The organism is Pseudomonas sp. N-137, from assembly GCF_034555295.1.
GTDB lineage: Bacteria > Pseudomonadota > Gammaproteobacteria > Pseudomonadales > Pseudomonadaceae > Aquipseudomonas > Aquipseudomonas rhizophila.
Genome location: NZ_JAXUDQ010000030.1, coordinates 781,198 through 800,870, shown reverse-complemented (window position 1 = coordinate 800,870; position 19,673 = coordinate 781,198). Strand labels below are relative to the sequence as shown.

At 50.6% G+C, this 19,673-nt stretch carries 15 protein-coding genes and 1 pseudogene; 10 read left to right on the top strand and 6 right to left on the bottom strand.

The window, feature by feature from the left end; all coding sequences use genetic code 11:
- Nucleotides 1-6 precede the first annotated feature (6 nt).
- Both kdpA and kdpF read right to left on the bottom strand, forming a co-directional pair.
- Nucleotides 7-1,701: a potassium-transporting ATPase subunit KdpA gene (gene kdpA, locus T3A99_RS24755; RefSeq protein WP_322834909.1), complete on the bottom strand. Its 1,695-nt coding sequence runs from the start codon at nt 1,699-1,701 to the stop codon at nt 7-9.
- An 8-nt stretch (nt 1,702-1,709) separates the two neighbouring features.
- Nucleotides 1,710-1,799 carry a K(+)-transporting ATPase subunit F gene (gene kdpF / locus T3A99_RS24750; RefSeq protein WP_047226333.1) on the bottom strand — a complete coding sequence of 30 codons (90 nt, stop codon included), beginning with the start codon at nt 1,797-1,799 and terminating at the stop codon, nt 1,710-1,712.
- A gap of 405 nt (nt 1,800-2,204) precedes the next feature.
- On the opposite strand from kdpF, the gene eat reads away from it, so the two are divergent.
- The gene (gene eat, locus T3A99_RS24745) at nt 2,205-3,569 is read left to right on the top strand and encodes an ethanolamine permease (RefSeq protein ID WP_322834908.1); all 1,365 of its coding nucleotides are present in this window, start codon (nt 2,205-2,207) and stop codon (nt 3,567-3,569) included.
- Nucleotides 3,570-3,688: 119 nt separating this feature from the next.
- Nucleotides 3,689-3,856, top strand: a complete 168-nt coding sequence (locus T3A99_RS24740) for a DUF2897 family protein (protein ID WP_014337248.1) — start codon at nt 3,689-3,691, stop codon at nt 3,854-3,856.
- Between the two features lie 180 nt (nt 3,857-4,036).
- Here the strand turns inward: T3A99_RS24740 and T3A99_RS24735 are convergent, their stop codons facing one another.
- The 3 genes from T3A99_RS24735 to T3A99_RS24725 form a co-directional block, all read right to left on the bottom strand.
- On the bottom strand, nt 4,037-4,888 hold the full coding sequence (locus tag T3A99_RS24735; RefSeq protein WP_322834907.1) for an urea carboxylase-associated family protein: 852 nt from the start codon (nt 4,886-4,888) through the stop codon (nt 4,037-4,039).
- Nucleotides 4,889-5,048: 160 nt separating this feature from the next.
- Entirely contained in the window at nt 5,049-5,384 is a 336-nt protein-coding gene (locus T3A99_RS24730) for a helix-hairpin-helix domain-containing protein (RefSeq protein WP_322834906.1), read from the bottom strand.
- 114 nt (nt 5,385-5,498) lie between these two features.
- Nucleotides 5,499-7,499 carry a nucleoside-diphosphate sugar epimerase/dehydratase gene (locus T3A99_RS24725; RefSeq protein ID WP_322834938.1) on the bottom strand — a complete coding sequence of 667 codons (2,001 nt, stop codon included), beginning with the start codon at nt 7,497-7,499 and terminating at the stop codon, nt 5,499-5,501.
- Nucleotides 7,500-7,835: 336 nt separating this feature from the next.
- Here T3A99_RS24725 and cysC point away from each other — a divergent pair, with 336 nt between their 5' ends.
- The 8 genes and pseudogenes from cysC (at nt 7,836) to T3A99_RS24685 (ending at nt 18,548) form a co-directional block, all read left to right on the top strand.
- On the top strand, nt 7,836-8,426 hold the full coding sequence (gene cysC, locus T3A99_RS24720) for an adenylyl-sulfate kinase (protein WP_322834905.1): 591 nt from the start codon (nt 7,836-7,838) through the stop codon (nt 8,424-8,426).
- Complete coding sequence (locus T3A99_RS24715; RefSeq protein WP_322834904.1) at nt 8,423-9,829, top strand: FAD/NAD(P)-binding protein; 1,407 nt, start codon at nt 8,423-8,425, stop codon at nt 9,827-9,829. The genes cysC and T3A99_RS24715 overlap by 4 nt, the downstream gene beginning before the upstream one ends.
- 426 nt (nt 9,830-10,255) lie before the next feature.
- Nucleotides 10,256-12,190 (top strand): acyltransferase family protein, encoded by a 1,935-nt coding sequence (locus T3A99_RS24710; RefSeq protein ID WP_322834903.1) that lies wholly within the window; start codon nt 10,256-10,258, stop codon nt 12,188-12,190.
- A 461-nt stretch (nt 12,191-12,651) separates the two neighbouring features.
- A complete protein-coding gene (locus T3A99_RS24705) occupies nt 12,652-13,725 on the top strand; it encodes a glycosyltransferase family 2 protein (RefSeq protein ID WP_322834937.1) in 1,074 nt (357 codons plus the stop codon).
- 295 nt (nt 13,726-14,020) lie between these two features.
- A pseudogene (locus tag T3A99_RS24700) lies at nt 14,021-14,789 on the top strand (IS5 family transposase); the annotation flags it as partial.
- Between the two features lie 171 nt (nt 14,790-14,960).
- Nucleotides 14,961-15,992, top strand: coding sequence for a GDP-mannose 4,6-dehydratase (gene gmd / locus T3A99_RS24695; protein ID WP_322834902.1), 1,032 nt, complete (start codon nt 14,961-14,963; stop codon nt 15,990-15,992).
- Between the two features lie 86 nt (nt 15,993-16,078).
- The gene (locus T3A99_RS24690; RefSeq protein ID WP_322834901.1) at nt 16,079-17,050 is read left to right on the top strand and encodes a GDP-mannose 4,6-dehydratase; all 972 of its coding nucleotides are present in this window, start codon (nt 16,079-16,081) and stop codon (nt 17,048-17,050) included.
- 79 nt (nt 17,051-17,129) lie between these two features.
- Entirely contained in the window at nt 17,130-18,548 is a 1,419-nt protein-coding gene (locus T3A99_RS24685) for a mannose-1-phosphate guanylyltransferase/mannose-6-phosphate isomerase (protein WP_322834900.1), read from the top strand.
- A 120-nt stretch (nt 18,549-18,668) separates the two neighbouring features.
- On the opposite strand, the gene T3A99_RS24680 is transcribed toward T3A99_RS24685, so the two are convergent.
- Nucleotides 18,669-19,670 (bottom strand): glycosyltransferase family 2 protein, encoded by a 1,002-nt coding sequence (locus T3A99_RS24680; RefSeq protein WP_322834899.1) that lies wholly within the window; start codon nt 19,668-19,670, stop codon nt 18,669-18,671.
- Nucleotides 19,671-19,673: the final 3 nt, after the last annotated feature.

Sequence of the window (19,673 nt, the reverse complement as noted above, 5' to 3'; positions counted from 1 at the left end):
AGATCCTCAGAAACCCAGGCTCAGGTGTTCGGCAATCGGCCCCAGGGCCAGGGTCGGCAGGAAGGTCAGGCCGCCCACCAACAAAATGGTCACGGTGAGCAGGGTCACGAACAGCGGGCCGTGGGTCGGGAAGCTGTTCGGGCCGATCGGCGCGGTTTTCTTCAGCGCCAGGCTACCGGCCAAGGCCAGCACCGGCAGGATGTAGCCGAAACGACCGATCAACATGCCCAGGCCCAGCATCAGATTGTGAAAGGGTGTGTTGGCACCAAAACCGGCGAAGGCCGAACCGTTGTTCGCACCCGCCGAGGTGTAGGCATACAACAACTGGCTGAAACCATGGGCGCCAGGGTTGCTCACCGCTGCAGCAGGTCCGGGCAGGCTCGCAGCAATGGCCCCCAGCCCCAACACGCTCACCGGCATGACCAACAGGGTTATCACCAGCAGTTGCACTTCCCTGGCAGCGAGCTTTTTGCCCAGGTATTCCGGGGTACGGCCAATCATCAATCCAGCCAGGAACACCGCGATCAGCACGTTCAGCAGCATCCCGTAGAGCCCCGCGCCGACGCCGCCAAAAATGACTTCGCCGACCATCATGTTCACCAGCGAGACCATGCCGCTCAGAGGATTGAGGCTGTCATGCATGCCATTGACCGAGCCATTGGATGCCGCCGTGGTGGTGACGGACCACAGCACCGTGGCCGTGGTGCCAAAGCGCGCCTCCTTGCCTTCCAGTGGCGCGGTCTGCTCCACCGAAGCGTTATACAGCGCCGGATTGGGTTGGGATTCGGCCCACAACGAGGTGGCGCCGCCGATCAGAAACAGTACGAGCATGCAGGCGATGATCGCCCGACTCTGGCGCAGGTCCTTGACGTAATGGCCGAAGGTGAACACCAGCGCGGCGGGAATCAGGATGATCGAGGCGACTTCGAACAGGTTGCTCCAGGCCGTCGGATTCTCGAAGGGGTGTGCCGAATTGACGCCGAAGAAACCACCACCGTTGGTGCCCAGTTGCTTGATCGCGATCTGGCTCGCGGCCGGGCCCAATGGAATCACTTGATCCGCGCCTTGCATCGTCAACCCATGCACATAGTGCGCGAAGGTTTGCGGCACGCCCTGCCACACCAGGAACAGGGCCAGCAACAGGCACAGCGGTAACAGCCCGTAGAGGGTGGCGCGGGTCATGTCGACCCAGAAGTTACCCAGCGTTGCAGCGGATTTGCGCCCGATTCCGCGACACAGCGCCACCAGCACGGCCAGGCCGGTAGCTGCACTGACAAAGTTCTGCACAGCCAGGCCAAGCATCTGGCTCAGGTAGCTCAACGACGCTTCACCGCTGTAGGACTGCCAATTGGTATTGGTGGTGAAACTCACCGCCGTATTGAATGCCTGGGTCCATTCCATACCCGGCACTTTTTCGGGGTTGAGTGGCAAATGCCCCTGTAACAACAGAATCGCGAACAACAGCGAAAAGCCGGCCAGGTTGAAAGCGAGCAAGGCCAGGGTGTACTTCTGCCAGCTCTGCTCAACGGTGTGATCGACGCCGGCCAAGCGATAGCAACCACGCTCCACCGGGCCAAGAACAGGTGAAAGCCAAGTGCGCTGGCCTTCCATCACCCGGTAGTAGAAACGCCCCAGAAACGGTGCAGGGATCAGCACCAGCGCAAAGAAGGCGAGGATCAGCCCGTAGTCATAACCGTGCATAGCCACTCCTAGTTCCGATCCGCGCGCAGCAGCGCAATCAGTAGATAAATGAACAGCGCCGCTGCCAGCAGCAGCGACACCCCGTCCAGAAGGCTCATAGGATTTCTCCGTCGTACGGCGTCATGCCGTGTGTGGAGTGATTGTCGGCAGGGAGGGCGTAAAGGAACGAGATCGAGAGAGGGGTTGGGGGATAAAGAATGTGTAAAAAAGGGGTTGGTGATTGGCTGGGTGGGCCTCATCGCGAGCAGGCTCGCTCCCATATTTGATCTGTTGTGAATAGAGAATTTGCCTCCACTGAAGATCCCCTGTGGGAGCGAGCCTGCTCGCGATGAGGCCCGCCCTGGCGCTGACGCTCCGAACTGGAGCACAAAATCGAGCCATCAGGCAGCGAACATCCCCGATACGACACAATTTCACCCATTACGACCACCGCCGCCACACTGGCACGCCCACTGCACTGCCCCACCCCAGCGCTTTTGCTATGGATCGAGGGGGAGCCACCGATGAACACACAACTCAAACCCACCCTGGGCACCCTGCATTTATGGGGCATTGCCGTCGGGCTGGTGATCTCCGGCGAGTACTTCGGCTGGAGCTACGGCTGGGGCGTTGCCGGAACGCTGGGCTTTCTGGTGACATCATTCATGGCTGCGGCCATGTACACCTGCTTCATCTTCAGCTTCACCGAGCTGACCACCGCCATCCCCCACGCTGGCGGACCATTCGCCTACAGCCGCCGGGCCTTTGGAGAGAAAGGTGGGTTGATCGCCGGCCTGGCGACGCTGATCGAATTCGTCTTCGCCCCACCGGCCATCGCTCTGGCCATCGGTGCCTACCTGAACGTGCAATTCCCGGCCCTGGACCCGAAACACGCAGCGGTCGGTGCCTATATCGTGTTCATGGGCCTGAACATCCTCGGGGTGAAACTGGCGGCGACCTTCGAACTGATCGTCTGCGTGCTGGCGGTGGCCGAACTGCTGGTGTTCATGGGCGTAGTCGCCCCGGCGTTCAGCTTCAGTAGCTTCGCCTTGAACGGCTGGGCCGGTTCCGATGTGTTCGGCGCGCCGGCCATCGCCGGGATGTTCGCCGCAATCCCCTTCGCCATCTGGTTTTTCCTGGCCATCGAGGGCGCGGCCATGGCCGCCGAAGAAGCCAAGGACCCGAAACGCACAATTCCCAAGGCCTACATCAGCGGCATCCTGACCCTGGTGTTCCTGGCCATGGGCGTGATGTTCTTCGCCGGTGGCGTAGGCGACTGGCGCACCCTGTCCAACATCAACGACCCGCTGCCCCAAGCCATGAAAACCGTAGTCGGCGAAAGCTCCGGCTGGTTGCACATGCTCGTATGGATCGGCCTGTTCGGCCTGGTGGCAAGCTTCCACGGCATCATCCTCGGCTACTCGCGCCAGTTCTTCGCCCTCGCCCGCGCCGGCTACCTGCCCGCCTCCCTGGCCAAACTGTCACGCTTCCAGACCCCGCACCGGGCCATCATCGCCGGCGGCCTGATCGGCATCGCGGCGATCTACAGCGACGGCCTGATCAACCTCGGTGGCATGACCCTGACCGCAGCGATGATCACCATGGCGGTGTTCGGCGCGATCGTCATGTACATCATGAGCATGCTCAGCCTGTTCAAACTGCGTAAAACCGAACCCAACCTGGAACGCACCTTCCGCGCGCCGGGCTATCCGATCATCCCGGGTATCGCCCTGGTACTGGCAGTGGTGTGCCTGGTAGCGATGGCCTGGTTCAATGCCCTGATCGGGCTGATCTTCCTCGGTTTCATGGCGGTAGGCTTCTTGTACTTCATGCTGACCGCACAACTGCGCGCCGATGCCCCGGCCGATGCGATGCTCACCGGGCTTTGAGGTGAACCCGGCACAACGGGCGTAGTATGGAACCACTGCGAACAACCTTCGCTCATAAGTGGTAGGTGCGATGGACAGGCGAAACGTTCGTCGTCCATCGCCCGCTCAAGGAGAACCCTATGCCCTGGTACGCCTGGTTAATTCTTATTGTTGCAATCGGCTCGATCGTGGGTGGCTTGATGATGCTGCGCGACACCGCCCACAAGGTCGAACTGACGGATGAACAACGCAAGCGTGTTGCCGAGCGCAATGCCGAGATGGATGCGAAGGAGGCCAAGGATCGTTGAGCCGCTACAGTGCTGATTGCATGACGCTTTGTGGCGAGGGAGCTTGCTCCCGCTGGGGCGCAAAGCGGCCCTGAATCTGCTGGCGCGGAGTGTCAGGCTAATCGGGTTTGGGCTATTGGGGCTGCTACGCAGCCCAGCGGGAGCAAGCTCCCTCGCCACAAAAAGCCAGCGCTTGCTACATCACTGCTCCCAATCCGCCTTAGCGATATGCAAGCCATGAAGCCCCTTGTACGCCGCCCGCTCAGGCTGGCTCCAGCCCGCCAGCAATGAATCCTCCAATCGATAGATCTCCACCCCCAGCGGACGGCAGACACTGAGGGGATCCTGCGCATCCGGCCCCCACATCGCCAGCGACAGATCGCCGCCGGGGCAAGTGGACAAGGCACACAGCAAATCGATCTCGGCAAAGAACTCCAAATAATCGCCCTTCTTCGCCGGACAGGCCTTCATGAAGTACATGTCATCATGATTGAGCCCAGTACACTGGAAAATATTCAGCACATCGTGCACATCGAACTCGGTCAGGCCATGGGGTAATACCGCACGAGTCAGGTTCGAGTGGCAATGATGGTGAAAATCCTCGCCGGTGAGCATCCTGTTCACGTACGGATCACAGCGCGTACCCAGCAGATCGTGCAACCGTCCACCGTGCTCGTCGATGCCATAATCGGCCAGACTGTCATCGGTAATGGTCACCAATGGGCGCAAAAATGGCAGGTTCGACCACAGCCGGTCATGGGTGCTGACATGAGCGCCCTGCAACTGGCGAGTGCGCGCAGCCCACAGGCGTTCCCGTGGATCGTGGGCATTCCACACGTTGAAGTCCCCCACCTGCGGGCCCACCGGAGTCGTAACGCGGAACACATGCCCGGCGGGTACCTGCCAAGCGCGGCCGGTACGGATGGGGACCTCGAACTGTTCGATCAGGGTGCGCTTGTCCTGCTGGGTTCGGATGCGGTCGTAGAAGGGTTTGTCCACTTGCAGGGCCGAGCCTTTGCTGACTTGGTAAGCGGCTGGGTAGTTTTTGTGCATGGGGTGGGTCCTTGATCTGAGGTGGTTGGCGGGGACGAAGCTCCAAAAGGCGGATGGTCGAACCTAGACCAAGACGCATCCGATCATCGTTTTAAGTGGCATTGGGCCAAAATGCAAAAAGGCCAGTCATATTTCGACCGGCCTCTTTCACCATCACACCTCAGTTCACTTCCAGCTTGTCACGATTCCTGTCGAGAATCGCCTTGCCAATCCCCTTGACCTCCAGCAACTCCTCTACTGAAGAGAAGGCTCCATTACTCTCGCGATACGCAACAATCGCATCAGCCTTGGCCTTGCCTATCCCCGCCAGCTCGCGTTGCAGCGTAGCGGTGTCCGCCACGTTCAGATCCACCTTGACGCCTTGCGGTTTAGCCGACAGTTCCAGTGCCTGCGGCGCCGCCGCCGTCTCGGGCTTGACCGCGGGCGCAGCGATAACAGCTATAGAGGCGCTGGTCAGAAGGGCAAAAACCAGAGAGTAGAAATAGCCTGTACGCATAAATGACGCTCCATGACATCGTTAAGAGAGAAGCAGCTTTTCCGAAGCTGCTTCTCAAACTTAGGCGATGATGGGGGGCTGTCAAAAGTGTGTACGTTACAGGTTGTGTAACAATCAGGGTTCGAGACGGCGCTGCTGGTAGATCCAGTCGACGATCTCACCGTCGGGGGTATAGCCGTGCACAGTCTCACGCAATAGCTGACGCACTCGCGTGTAATCATCCCCCTCGACGGCGACAAGTAAATCATCCAGCTTGAGCTTCAACACATCCCAAGGCAGATGATCCTCGTTAGCCGTCATGATCATCGGATGCTCGGTCACACCGACGTTATCGCCGATCAGCAACTCCTCATACAACTTCTCACCAGGCCGCAGGCCAGTGAATTCGATGGAAATATCGCCCTGAGGATTGCGCTCCGAACGAATGCTCAAGCCCGACAGATGAATCATCTTCTCTGCCAGCTCAACAATCCTCACCGGCTCCCCCATGTCCAGCACGAACACATCCCCGCCCTGCCCCATGGAACCGGCCTGAATCACCAACTGCGCAGCCTCGGGGATGGTCATGAAGTACCGGGTGATCTTCGGGTGAGTGACCGTCAGAGGGCCGCCTGATTTGATCTGACTATGGAACAAAGGAATGACAGACCCCGACGACCCCAGCACGTTGCCGAACCGCACCATCGTGAAACGGGTTTTATTCACCCGCGACACATTGGCCCTATCACCAAACAGCACAGGCGCGACCTCCCGACTCAGCGCTTGCAGCGTCAGCTCCGCTAAACGCTTGGTGCTACCCATTACATTTGTCGGACGCACAGCCTTGTCGGTAGAAATCAGCACAAAGTTGGAAACCCCTGACTGCAACGCCGCCTGGGCCGTATTCAAGGTACCCATGACATTATTCAACACGCCCTCGGCGATATTGTGCTCGACCATCGGCACATGCTTATACGCCGCCGCGTGGTAAACGGTCTCCACCTTCCAGGTTTTCATCACATCGAGCAGTTTGTCCGGATGACGGATGGAACCAAGGATCGGCAACAACTTGACCGAAGCAGATTCCCGATCGGCACGCTGCTCCAGCTCAGACAGGATACTGTAGAGGTTGAACTCGCTGTGATCAAACAGCAGAAGCGTTGTGGGGCCTAACGTAAATATCTGCCGGCATAGCTCAGAACCGATGGAGCCACCCGCTCCCGTCACCAAGACAGTCTTGCCTTTGATACAACGCTCGAGCAAGTCAGACTGGGCGGGCACGGCATCACGACCGAGCAAGTCGGCAATGTCCACTTCCTGGATATCGTCGACTTTAACGCGGCCGCTGGCGAGGTCGGTGAAGTTCGGGACGCTTCGGATATGCAAAGGAAAGCGCTCCAGCATCGTGAGGATTTCCCTACGACGGGCACGAGTTGACGAGGGCAAAGCCAGGAGGATTTCCTGGGCACCTGTCACATCGATCATTTGCTGAATATGTTTGGGCTTGTATACCTGCAGGCCGGAAATCGATCGATCAGCGATGCTGGGGTCATCGTCGATAAATGCCACGGGGCGCATCACCTTCCCCATACGCAGCGCGGCGACGAGCTGATTGCCTGCGACCCCCGCACCGTAAATCGCGACCTTGGTCAGGCCATCGTCACGGTTGGTGAACGGAATGTGCTGTCCACCGGTGAACCAGTCGCCCATGAAGTACTGCCGCATGCACAGGCGCAAGCCACCGATGATGACCATGCTTAGCCACCAGTAGTTGAAGATGATGGATCGGGGGACGACGCTTTGGTGGTTGCTGTACCAGTAGACGACGACGGCCAGGATCAAGGAGGACAGGCTGACGGCTTTGATGATGGCGACGAGAGCGTCGTTGCCGAAATAGCGCATGACGGCGCGGTACATGCCGAAGCGGATGAAGAGGGGGATTGCGATTATCGGCGCGCAGGCGAAAAGCCAGAAATGGATCCTCAAGGGGTTGTACATGTCGTCGATGCCAAGACGAACGACAAAGGCGAGCCAAAGCGCTACCCAGACAAGTATCACGTCTGTAGCCACCTGGATGAGCCTTTTCTGCCGGCGAGGCAGTCCTAGCAAAAGAGTCCGTAACCTATCCATTACCATCATCTGAGCGTGCAGCTCACTCCTTAAAAACGGCAGGCGCTATTGTAACTGCCTCAGGGGGAAAGAAACGACTAGTGTGTAGAGGAGCCAAGCATCCTTCTGACACCCAAGCATGATCAGACGCCCGAAGGTCCGCACGAGCAATTTGCTGCAAGCCTCGCTACAATCGCCTACTACGCTACTCATGGAAAAACCTGTAGAAATACCACTACAGAAGATAGGTCGGGATGGCACTGCCAGCTTCCGAGGTCAGCATGAAATCCTCGATACGACACTTTTTCCATGCCAATACCGATGCGTCCCAATTTTCATTCTTATCGATTTCAACGAGACAGTATGTCTAATAATCTTGTAGCTCATGTGCAGTCAGTGAACGCCGAACGTCGGAGCGAGTTAAAAAATCAACATCCTGTCGTTATCTGGCTAACCGGTCTAAGTGGAGCCGGAAAATCTTCAATTGCCAATGCCCTGGAGCTGGCCCTGTGCGACTCGGGCAAGCACACCTATCTCCTTGACGGCGATAATATTCGCTTGGGATTGTGTAAAGACTTGGGCTTCAGTGACGCTGACCGAGTCGAAAATATTCGACGAATATCTGAGGTTGCCAAGTTATTTTTAGATGCTGGACTCATTGTGATCACTGCCTTTATCTCACCGTTTATGCGAGATCGAGCATTGGCGCGAGAAGTCATTGGAGATACCACATTCATCGAAGTATTTGTCGACGCCCCACTGTCCGAATGCATGCGGAGAGACCCCAAAGGGCTTTATAAAAAGGCTGAACAGGGGCTGATAAAAAACTTTACCGGAATAGACTCTGCATACGAGCCTCCAGCGAATCCTGACATAAGGATAAACACCCTCGAAAATAATATTGACACCTGCATAGCGCAAATACTCGAATACTTGAAAGTTCCGCGCACATGAACACGCTGGTTATTATTGGCGCAGGATTCAGCGGAACAGTTGCCGCCATTGAGTTTCTGCGCACGGCTCCAGAGGGCTCAAAGTTAATCATTGTCAATCGTTCAGGCCAAATGGCCAAGGGATTGGCGTATGGCACCAATAGTCCTATACACCTCCTTAACGTACCAGCGGGAAACATGACCGCCATCGTCAACGAGCCTGATTCATATTTGAGATACTGCCAGCTATCTGGCGAAAGCATTACAGCGAGCAGCTTTACACCTCGAAAGCTGTATGGCGAGTATTTGGAATCTCTGCTTAAAGGTGCAGAGTTCAGTGCAAAAGGTAGAGTTCATTTCAAACAGATCTGCGCAAATGTAAAATATATGTCAGGTCGCGCAAACGGAGCAACAATTAAATTAGACAACAAGGAAGAAATATTTGCGGACCAGGTAATTTTAGCGCTAGGGCATTTTCCTCCTCTAACTCCATTCGCATTGGCCGGGATTCAAAACACGCATAGTTACATTCCCGACCCATGGTCCAAGAGCATATCAAAACTCCATAACAGTGACGCTCCGATTCTTTTGGTAGGCGGGGGGTTAACTGCACTGGATGTGATTTCCAGTTTAAAAAAAAATAATCACACCGGCAAAATTTTCATGCTTTCTCGGCGCGGTCTTTTACCTTTACCCCATAGAAGCAGTAGAGGCACCATCGTATCTCACAACTCATTTTGCGAAAAATTACTTCTACAAGCACCTTCGACCCTAAATTATTTTCGCCTTATCAGGAGATACATCAACACCTGCACGGATTCTAATTGGCGCGACGTAGTCGCTGCACTTCGCCCCATCACATCGCAACTTTGGATACACCTTCCAAAAAAAGAACGCGATAGATTTCTCCGTCACGTGCAACCATACTGGGACGTGCATCGTCATCGAGTTGCACCGAGCACATATGTGATGTTTGAAGAAGCACTTAAAAAAAACAAAATCTCTACAATCGCAGGAAGAATAAAATCAGTCGAAGAAAGAACTGACGATATAAAACTAACAATCAGCTTGCGCGGAAAACCTCAAGAAACCATTCTAAACGTAAAGCACATAATCAATTGCACTGACCCCAATTCAAACCCGAAACTCATAGATGAAGACTTGATAAAGTCACTTATAAGCGAAGACCTAATAAGTATCGACAAACACGGCCTGGGAATAAATGTAACCGATGACTTAGCGGTTATCGATAGCACGGGAAAGGCTTCTACCTGGCTGACCTACGTTGGCCCAATGCTGAAGGCAAATTTTTGGGAAGCTACTGCTGTTCCTGAATTACGAGTTTATGCGTCATTGGCTGCTGCCAAAGTCTCTGCTTTATTTTCAAATAACATGTCAAAAAATGGAAAATATAGGTCCCGATAGAATGCCAGTTACATGCCCCAGTACCGATCCCTACCTGCAACCACAGCACAGTTCCTGCCGCAGGTGCCTGACGCGAAGCGCTCCAGAGGTAAAGGTGAGTGCTTCTAGATCTTGGTATATAGAGGCACCTAAAACGCATCACACTGATGGAACCTCGGTATTGGAAGTCACGGTTTTGATGAACTGCCGCTGATGGGAATGCCTTTCCCTAGGAGAACATAAGCCTATGCGATCTATAATCCCCACCTTCCGATCAATAGCAGATCAACGTCACCACTCATCTCACCAACAGAGCTTCTGCTGCTCGGTGATAGACGTCATCTCTCCTCGATTTCGCGGGGAATGAGAATTAGACTTTTGCAGAGGATCCTCTGCGGTTAGGCTACGCCTGCTTCGCAGCGAAGCTCACTGGAGATTTTCGAGTCAATGACGTCACTAAAACTTGAGCAGCAATTAAAAGCGACTGCAAACCATACACATATTACGTATCGCCGAGACATAGACGGGCTTCGCGCAGTAGCTGTTATCGCTGTGGTTTTATTCCACGCCTTCCCCACTTTCCTCAAAGGAGGATTCATTGGCGTCGATATATTTTTCGTTATCTCTGGCTTTCTGATCTCGTCGATTTTACTCAGAGAACTGAATAGCGAGTCATTTTCAATAGCAAGGTTCTACACAAGGCGTGTAGCACGAATATTCCCTGCGCTTATCACCGTGCTTATTGCCTGTCTCGCCTTTGGTTGGCTTGCATTGTTTGCTGTCGAATACAAGTCCTTGGGGAAGCATGCACTGGCAGGCGCCGGCTTTGTATCCAACTTAGTATTTTGGAGTGAGACCAGTTATTTCGATGTAGCTTCCGAGGCTAAGCCCCTACTTCACTTGTGGAGCTTAGGCATTGAAGAGCAGTTCTATATGATATGGCCACTAGCTCTTTTTCTGTTCTATCGCTTTCGCACTCACATCCCATTAGCAATCACTGTGACTGTCGCGATATCGTTCGGACTGAATCTGTTCCAAGCAGCGAACAACCCTACAGCCGACTTCTATTCACCACAGACGCGTGCTTGGGAGCTGCTTGCCGGCGCGCTAGTGGCATGTGCACCAAGTCACTGGAAGCCTTCTGTCCATATCGCCAATATCCTGTCCTGCCTCGGCGCAGCGCTGATCGTCACCGGTCTTGTTATGATCAACAGTACCAGCGTGTTCCCTGGCACACTTGCCTTAGTCCCGGTTACCGGTGCAGTGTTGCTTATTGCAGCAGGTCCTAAAAGCCTGATTAACCGTATCGTACTTTCGAATCGACTGATGGTTGGTACAGGGCTTATCAGTTTCCCACTGTACCTGTGGCATTGGCCGCTTCTATCCTTTCCTCGAATCATAGAAAGTGCAACTCCTTCTATAAATACTAGGGTTGCAGCAATACTCATTACAATAGTACTTTCATGGCTAACTTATAAATTTATTGAAACACCAGTAAGAACAGGCGCAATATCCAGAGCAAAATCTGTTAAATTTTTATCCTGCGCCATGCTGGCAACTGCGATAATGGCTATGTTTATTTTTGCAAAAGACGGATTAACTGACAGGGTAGGTGCTAACCCTATAGCAAGATACCCCAACGACCTTGGTCGCGACCCCTACCTATCCTATATAAGCTCAAATTTTAGCAGATGTTCAGATATTGAACTTCGAGAACTCTCATCATTAGATGCCAGCTATGGATACAGATGCTTCCAGTCCAAGCCAGATATGCCTATCAAAATTCTTCTGGTTGGCGATAGTCACGCCGAGCACTGGCTCCCAGGCATTGCCGAACAGTTTAGTGACGTAAACGTTGGCTCATTTATTCAGCCACAGCTTCCATCGTTAGATAGCCCAGCCTTCAAGCAGCCTCTTGACCTTATATCAAAAGACAACAACATAGAAACCATTATAATAAGTGCGATGTGGATAGACAAAATAGCTCCAGGGCTCATTGAGCCTGAAAAGCAGATAAGTCGAACTTTGAAAACACTCTCCAACGCAAGCAAGAATATATATGTAATGGACGACATCCCTGTCTTTTCATTTACCCCAGAAAAGTGCAAATACGGACGTCGCTTCAGTAGCTCCAGCAAATGTGAAATGAGCTTATCCGACTACCAAAAACAAAAAACATACTATTCGACCATACTGCTATCTGCACTAAAACAAAATCCCGATGTGAAATTTATCGGAGTGCACGAATTATTATGCGACACAAAATCCTGCGCAATGACAGCAGACGGAAAACTGCTTTACCGTGATACAAACCATTTAAATATTGCCGGTTCGAAATACCTAGCTTACAAGCTAGTGAACTCTGGAAAACTTCAGAAATAGCGAGATAAACTTAATAACACCCTTCGGCTGAGTCTGAGTGCGCAACTCAGACTTCAACCAGCCGCCCCAAATTAAATAAATCAACGGTTAACTAATGGTTGCATGTGCACGTTGCACTAGATTACTTGGAGTATGCGGAAGTTATACCGCAACGAAAACGCTACCGCGAATCGAGTGAATAAATTGCTGGACGCGAGCACTACCTAAGTTTTAGGATATTCGGAAAGCGAACCGAAAAAACGAGTTGGACGGTCCGATGTCACGCTTAACCCACTCATAACTATGCGAAATCCAACGCGATGTAAAAACAGTCACAATAATCAGCACTAGCCGAGGGGGCAGCAGCACGGCCTGTCAGCCCTGATAATTAAACTGGCGGAGAAACCCAAGCGAAGATCACCATCCGAACTGTCACAGGAGAAGACTTCGAAGTCTTGCTATCATGGAACCGCACACCAGTGATGGCAAAGCAACATAATGCCCACTTCTTTAAGGTGGGATTGGCAGATCACATGCTAGTAAACGATAGAGATAAGCACTTGAAAAAGCATCTACCGCTCAGAAAGCAGCCCCCCCTCCAATCCTTTGCCGTCTCGCCAAACCAGCAGTGCATTGGGGAAGCTGTTGCCATTCTTCTTTGCACCTATAACGGAGAGAAATATCTTTCCGAACAATTGGATTCTATAGCCAATCAAACCTATAAAAACTGGACTATATATGTTTCAGATGACGGATCCAATGACAACACATTACAGATCCTCGAACGCTACAGAGCAGAAATAGGAAAGCACAGACTGCATATCTTCGAAGGCCCCAAGGAGGGTTTTGCCAAAAACTTTTTGTCGCTGATTAAGCGCAAGGAAATCGAAGCGGCCTACTTTGCCTTTAGTGATCAAGACGATATTTGGCTAAAAGACAAGCTAGAAAGAAGCGTTGTGCAAATAAAAATATTTCCCTCCAATACGCCAATCCTTTATTGCTCTCGCACTCTAATATTTAGCGACTCTAGAAAAATCTCGACGAAGTCACCACTCTTTAAATTTCCACCTAGCTTCGAAAATTCATTGGTACAAAGCCTGGCCGGAGGTAACACCATGATGATAAACAACAGAAGCCGAGAACTATTAAAAAAAATCGATGATAAGCACAAGATAATCTCGCACGACTGGATAGCCTACTTAATTGTTAGTGGTTGCGGTGGAACCGTTATATATGATCCAGAACCGACTCTACTTTATCGGCAACACGAAGCAAATTTGATTGGCGGAAACATGGGCTTTGGAGATCGACTAACACGTTTGCAAAACGCTTTAAAGGGCAGTTTTATTGAGTGGAACGATTACAATTTGCTGATCATAAACTCGTTAAAAAATCAGCTAACCGAAAAAAACAGACTGACACTAAAACAGTTTGAAGAAGCACGACATAGCAATTTATTGAAGAGAGTTTTTCTCATTAAAAGCAGCGGGGTGTATCGCCAGACTGTTGCCGGAAATATCAGTCTCCTCATAGCCACTATCTTAAAAAAAATCTAAGGTATAGGCACGCACCCAATTCCGGAAAGCCTCTAGCGACCCGACAAGCAAACCCGCACGAAAGATAGCGCTAATCAGGTACTACGGTAGCCTTCCAAGTAACCTCCTGTCGATTTTCTCGCCTCACTTCAAACTGTGAGTTGCGGTGAGCTGCGGACCGGAGCATCAATGCAGTACGACACTCACAAAAATAGATATAGGAGGCGTGCCAACCGAACCATATTCGTAAACCCAGTTCCTCATGCTAGCGGCAGCTTTCATGGCAGCCTCTTTGGACAGTCCGGGGCAGTGGTGCCCCAGAACCGATGATCGTTTGATGCTCAATGGTGTGCTCTGGGCTTTTCTCAGGCGCCGCATGACGCGGTATGCCCGGGGCTTCGGGTCTTGGTCAATGCTCTACCATAGGTTCCGCGATTGGCGTAACCAAAGAGCGTGCAACCTGATGCTCAGGCGGCTACACATTAAGCTGAACGAACAGGGATTGATTGACTTGGAAACATGGATGATCGACTCCACTGCTGTACGCGTAACCCGAGTCTCATCAGGCGCCGGGGAAAAGAGGGCCTGATGACCCCTCAGATCACGCGCTAGGCCGTAGTCGCGGAGGCCTGACGACCAAGATTCATAAGCTTTATGACACCAACGGTATACATCTGCGTTTTTTGCTTTCGGGCGGACAGGCCGGCGAAATTCCGTATGCCCAGCCACTGCTTGACGAGGCCTATATCCCCAGTTTACGCGGTCGTCCTCGCAAACGCTGTCGCTGGCTTTTGGCTGACAAGGGCTACGATGCTGAAGCCCTGAGGCGCTACTGTGACCGTTACCGGATGCAGCCGGTAATCCCTCTGCGATCCATGAAACGCAAACCCAAGCCGGGGCTTACCTCGTTTGTTTGATCGGCAGATATACCTGAGCGAAACATCCTCGAACGCATGTTCGGCTGGTTGAAAGAGAACCGCCGCATCGTCACGCACCTCGACAAGCTCGCGAAAAGTTACGCAGCGAAGGTCGCGTTAGCTTGTACTATGCGGTGTTTGCGACATTGCTTTTCGTACAGTGCCTAGGACCAACCGCACTTCACACGCTGAAAAATAGCCAATCCGGAAAAAAAACACCCCATTAGTGCAATAGACACTCGCATACCGTAAAATACCAAGTCAAATATGATAGATTTTGCAGCTATCGCGACAATTTTTATAGAGAAGTTTTGTAAAGTATCCTCTTGGAGACCATGCATGAAAGCCATCATCACAGGAATCACTGGTCAAGACGGCGCCTACTTGGCGCAACTTCTGCTGGAAAAGGGCTATATTGTATATGGCACCTATCGCAGGACCAGCTCTGTTAATTTCTGGCGAATTGAGGAGTTGGGCATTGAACATCACGCGAATTTTCATTTAGTTGAGTACGACTTAACAGATCTTTCTTCGAGTATTCGCCTGCTAGAAAAAACAGAAGCGACAGAAGTTTATAATTTAGCGGCACAAAGTTTTGTCGGAGTATCCTTTGATCAACCTTTAACCACAGCAGAAATCACAGGTTTAGGGGCTGTAAATCTGCTAGAAGCTATCCGAATCGTAAATCCAAAGATCCGGTATTATCAAGCTTCTACGTCAGAGATGTTTGGTAAAGTTCAAGCAATACCACAAAAAGAAGACACACCGTTCTACCCCCGAAGTCCCTATGGGATTGCAAAACTGTATGCACATTGGATGACCATAAACTACAGAGAGTCATATGATATTTTCGCGACCAGCGGAATATTGTTTAATCATGAATCTCCACTTCGCGGTAGAGAATTTGTCACCCGGAAAATTACAGACTCCATTGCTAAAATAAAGCTGGGTAAACAACAGTCTTTTGAACTTGGCAACATGGATGCCAAACGAGATTGGGGATACGCCAAAGAATACGTCGAAGGTATGTGGAGAATGCTCCAGGCGAAGGAAGCCGATACATTTGTACTTGCGACCAATCGTGCTGAGACAGTCAGAGATTTTGTATCATTAGCTTGCAAGGCGGTCGATATCGATCTTGCCTGGCAAGGTACAGGCGAAAAAGAACTAGGCATTGACAATGCAACCGGAAAGATCATTGTTTCGGTCAATCCAAAATTCTACCGCCCTACAGAAGTAGATCTTCTACTCGGAGATGCAACAAAAGCAAAAAAAATACTTGGCTGGGAAGCAACAACTTCATTAGAAACCTTGTGCCGGATGATGGTTGAAGCAGATATAAAAAGGAATGAACTCGGATTTTCATTCTGATTTTCTAAAACAATGCCCCTCTCCTGACTCATCAGCCAGCAGACATGGCGGGTGAGTCAGTCGGCTATACCTCAGAGGTGACATCAATGAAGCGTTTGTTATTAACAGGATCCAACGGTTTCGTTGGTAAAGTGTTACTTGAATATATATTAACCGCCGGTTACCAAGTGACGTGTGTTACGGCGTCTCCTGTAAAAAATAAGCCCCTGAGCTTTAACAGCGTTCATCTCGACATTCGGAATAAAGATGCTGTTGGAAATCTAATCAAAAAGGTCAAGCCAACACACTTGGTGCATCTCGCCGCAATCTCCGACGTTGCCAGCAGCTTTAGCGATCCCTTATTGACCTGGGAAACTAATGTATTCGGGACTGTTAATATTTTAGAAGCGACAAAACACCACGCCCCCGACTGCTTCTCACTATTCGCCAGTTCCTCAGAAGTATATGGCTCAGCATTCAAAAGTGGACTTCCTTTGGATGAGGAAAGTAAATGCCATCCTCTCAACCCCTATGCTGCCAGCAAACTGGCCGCAGAAGTTGCGATAAATCAATACCTGGATAGCCAATCGGTGCAAGGCGTTATCGCGCGTCCTTTTAACCATATTGGACCAGGTCAATCTCCGAGTTTCGTTACCGCCTCTTTTGCTAAACAAATTGCCATGATTGAAGCTAACAAACAGGAACCAGTAATTAAAGTCGGAAATCTCGAAGCAAGCAGAGACTTCCTGGATGTGCATGATGTATGTCTTGCTTACATTAAACTCTTAGAAGAAAATTCCTCCCTTCGACATACCACATATAACATATGCTCGGGAAAGGCTTATAAAATAAGTAATCTTCTCGAAATCATGTTGAATCAAAGCAGCGAAAGCATTGTAGTAGAATTAGACCCCCTTAGACTCCGTCCTTCTGACATACCTTTCGCCGTTGGCAACAATACAAGAATTATTGACGACATAGGATGGCATATCGCGCGCCCCATAGAAGACACCTTAACGTTACTATTAAACTATTGGAGGCACTCAACAAATACGAACCTCCATGACTTTAAGAGCTAGAAGGCCCTGCTGGTTTTCCGGAGAGCCTGACTAGACAGAACAAATAAAAAGTCAAATATACATCTCAGGAATAAATAAGATGTTAATTCCAGTAATTTTAAGTGGTGGTAGCGGAACACGTCTTTGGCCACTTTCGCGCAAAAATTTACCAAAGCAATTTCTTGCCTTGGTCGATGAAGAGTTAACACTGTTCCAACAAACACTGGACAGAGCCTCGCGCCTCCCGGACGCGCATGTGCCTATTATTGTTTGCAGCGAAGATCATCGTTTTGTTGCTGCTGAGCAAGCACGCGCTCAACTGGAAGATAAGCCTGCTGCCATAGTCCTTGAACCGATGGCTAGAAACACCGCACCAGCCATCGCTGCCGCTGCATTACTGGCCCAAGAAATTGATAGCAATGCAAATATTATCGTATTCCCTGCAGACCATATTATTTATGACAATGACAGCTTCATAAATGCTGTTACAGCAGCATGCCCATTGGTTGAAGCAGGCTATCTAGTTACTTTCGGCATACGCCCGCGGGCGCCTGAAACAGGTTTTGGCTACATCCGTCGTGGTGAGAAGATAGATGAATCGGCTTTCAAGGTTGAAAAATTCGTAGAGAAGCCTAGTCTGCCGACCGCTATTGAATATTTGGAGTCCGGAGACTACGAATGGAACTCCGGAATATTCATGTTCAAAGCGTCTGAATTTATAAGTGAACTGTCGCTCTACGCTCCAGACATATTAAAGCATGTCGGTACAGCCGTTTTGAATGCCGACAAGGACATGGACTTCATTCGCCTTGACGAAGCTGCGTTTAAGAGTTCACCTGACGTTTCCATCGACTATGCCATAATGGAGCAGACTAAAAAGGCAGCAGTCGTACCCGTAGATTGCGGTTGGAATGATATTGGCTCATGGTCTTCCCTCTGGGAAGTATCACCAAAGGATGATAATAAAAACCATCTCAAGGGTGATGTTATTGCGATTGATACAACATCAAGTATGATCATGAGTCATGAGCGTCATGTCATCGCAACAATAGGACTGAATGATCTAATAGTTATCTCTACGCCAGATGCGACACTGATTGCAGCGAAAGACAAAGTCCAGCATGTCAAATCTATCGTCGACCAACTGAAAGCGTCCAAACGAACCGAACATCTCTCGCATAGAATTGTATATCGCCCTTGGGGATGTTATAACTCCATTGACTCCGGCGATCGATTTCAAGTTAAACGAATAATCGTTAAGCCTGGTGCGTCTTTGAGCTCGCAAAAACACTTTCATCGAGCTGAACATTGGATAGTCGTCTCGGGCACCGCAGAAGTTACCTGCGATGATAATGTCATTTTGCTCTCTGAGAATCAAAGCACCTATTTACCGCTAGGTTGCGTCCACCGTCTTCATAACCCTGGAAAGCTTCCGCTTGAACTTATTGAGGTTCAGTCGGGAAGCTATCTTGGGGAAGATGACATCATCAGATTTGATGATATCTACGGACGAAAATAGCACATAATTGCGCAATGGTTTGGATAAATAAAGTTCAGGATTCATTGATAGGCGTGCCACAGAGCACTCTGTGACACGCCCCCCAAAAGCATCCATATGTTGCTAGAATCAAAAAACACCTTAGACGTTAGTGATAGTTTTACATTTGTCCACCAGCCTTCTATGCCATGGCTGTTTTGGAACTGCCGCAATGTCGTAAGCAATAAACGCTAGTATCAATTGCAACCCCATCAGAATAGGAAGGGCGGAAAGCATAACGGTCCCAGCAGGTGTTATGGCTCCCTTGCTGGACGAAGACAACCACTCCCCTAAACCGAAGAGGATGCCAAATGCCATCAACGCTACACCTATTGGCAATTCAAGCGAAGCAATGGACAAATCGCGCAAATAATAATTATAGAAGATACGCTTGAAGAAGTTTCGACAATGCTTTATCAGAAACTCTCCTACAATCTTTGATATTTTAAGATTGCTAACCTCGTCACCATAAGTCGCATCCATCGGAACATCATGTACTACCGCGCGAAGAATATTTAAGCGAAAAAGGATATCTGTCTCAAAGAAATAACGGTTGCTAATTTTATTGAAAGGCAGATGTCTCGCGACATCAGCATGAATTGCAGTGTACCCGTTTGTGGGATCAAATAGATCCCAGTATCCTGAGGAAAATTTCGTCATAAATGATAGTACTGCGTTCCCAAAAATTCTGAGACCCGGCATTGCCCGAAGTTCTTCCAAGTCAAAAAATCGATTACCTTTTGTATAATCAGCTTCGCCGCGTAAAATTGGAGCGGCAAACACAGAAACAAGTGATGGATCCATTTGTCCATCACCGTCCACCTTGACAATTATTGAAGCACCATCAGCAATGGCTCGTTTGTAACCCGCCATTACAGCGCCGCCTACTCCTAAATTCACTTCATTATATAAAACGACAACCCTGGGATCGACGCAGGCTTTTTTTACGTAGTCCCCAGAACCTTCCGGGCATTTATCATCAACCACATATATTCGCCAGACCTCAGTTCCAAAACCGGCTATGACACTTTCAATATGAGTGAGCACTTTATAGCACGGAATTACTACGGCAATTTTTTCACCGCTTAAACATTCTTTATTCATAAC

Excerpts from the sequence above, each read along its gene's own strand:
- T3A99_RS24705 (WP_322834937.1), top strand. The coding sequence starts at position 12,652 with ATGGCAAAGCAACATAATGCCCACTTCTTTAAGGTGGGATTGGCAGAT.
- kdpA (WP_322834909.1), bottom strand. The coding sequence starts at position 1,701 with ATGCACGGTTATGACTACGGGCTGATCCTCGCCTTCTTTGCGCTGGTG.
- T3A99_RS24715 (WP_322834904.1), top strand. The coding sequence starts at position 8,423 with ATGAACACGCTGGTTATTATTGGCGCAGGATTCAGCGGAACAGTTGCC.
- T3A99_RS24710 (WP_322834903.1), top strand. The coding sequence starts at position 10,256 with ATGACGTCACTAAAACTTGAGCAGCAATTAAAAGCGACTGCAAACCAT.
- T3A99_RS24690 (WP_322834901.1), top strand. The coding sequence starts at position 16,079 with ATGAAGCGTTTGTTATTAACAGGATCCAACGGTTTCGTTGGTAAAGTG.
- T3A99_RS24680 (WP_322834899.1), bottom strand. The coding sequence starts at position 19,670 with ATGAATAAAGAATGTTTAAGCGGTGAAAAAATTGCCGTAGTAATTCCG.
- eat (WP_322834908.1), top strand. The coding sequence starts at position 2,205 with ATGAACACACAACTCAAACCCACCCTGGGCACCCTGCATTTATGGGGC.
- T3A99_RS24685 (WP_322834900.1), top strand. The coding sequence starts at position 17,130 with ATGTTAATTCCAGTAATTTTAAGTGGTGGTAGCGGAACACGTCTTTGG.
- T3A99_RS24735 (WP_322834907.1), bottom strand. The coding sequence starts at position 4,888 with ATGCACAAAAACTACCCAGCCGCTTACCAAGTCAGCAAAGGCTCGGCC.
- gmd (WP_322834902.1), top strand. The coding sequence starts at position 14,961 with ATGAAAGCCATCATCACAGGAATCACTGGTCAAGACGGCGCCTACTTG.
- kdpF (WP_047226333.1), bottom strand. The coding sequence starts at position 1,799 with ATGAGCCTTCTGGACGGGGTGTCGCTGCTGCTGGCAGCGGCGCTGTTC.
- T3A99_RS24740 (WP_014337248.1), top strand. The coding sequence starts at position 3,689 with ATGCCCTGGTACGCCTGGTTAATTCTTATTGTTGCAATCGGCTCGATC.
- T3A99_RS24730 (WP_322834906.1), bottom strand. The coding sequence starts at position 5,384 with ATGCGTACAGGCTATTTCTACTCTCTGGTTTTTGCCCTTCTGACCAGC.
- cysC (WP_322834905.1), top strand. The coding sequence starts at position 7,836 with ATGTCTAATAATCTTGTAGCTCATGTGCAGTCAGTGAACGCCGAACGT.
- T3A99_RS24725 (WP_322834938.1), bottom strand. The coding sequence starts at position 7,499 with ATGGTAATGGATAGGTTACGGACTCTTTTGCTAGGACTGCCTCGCCGG.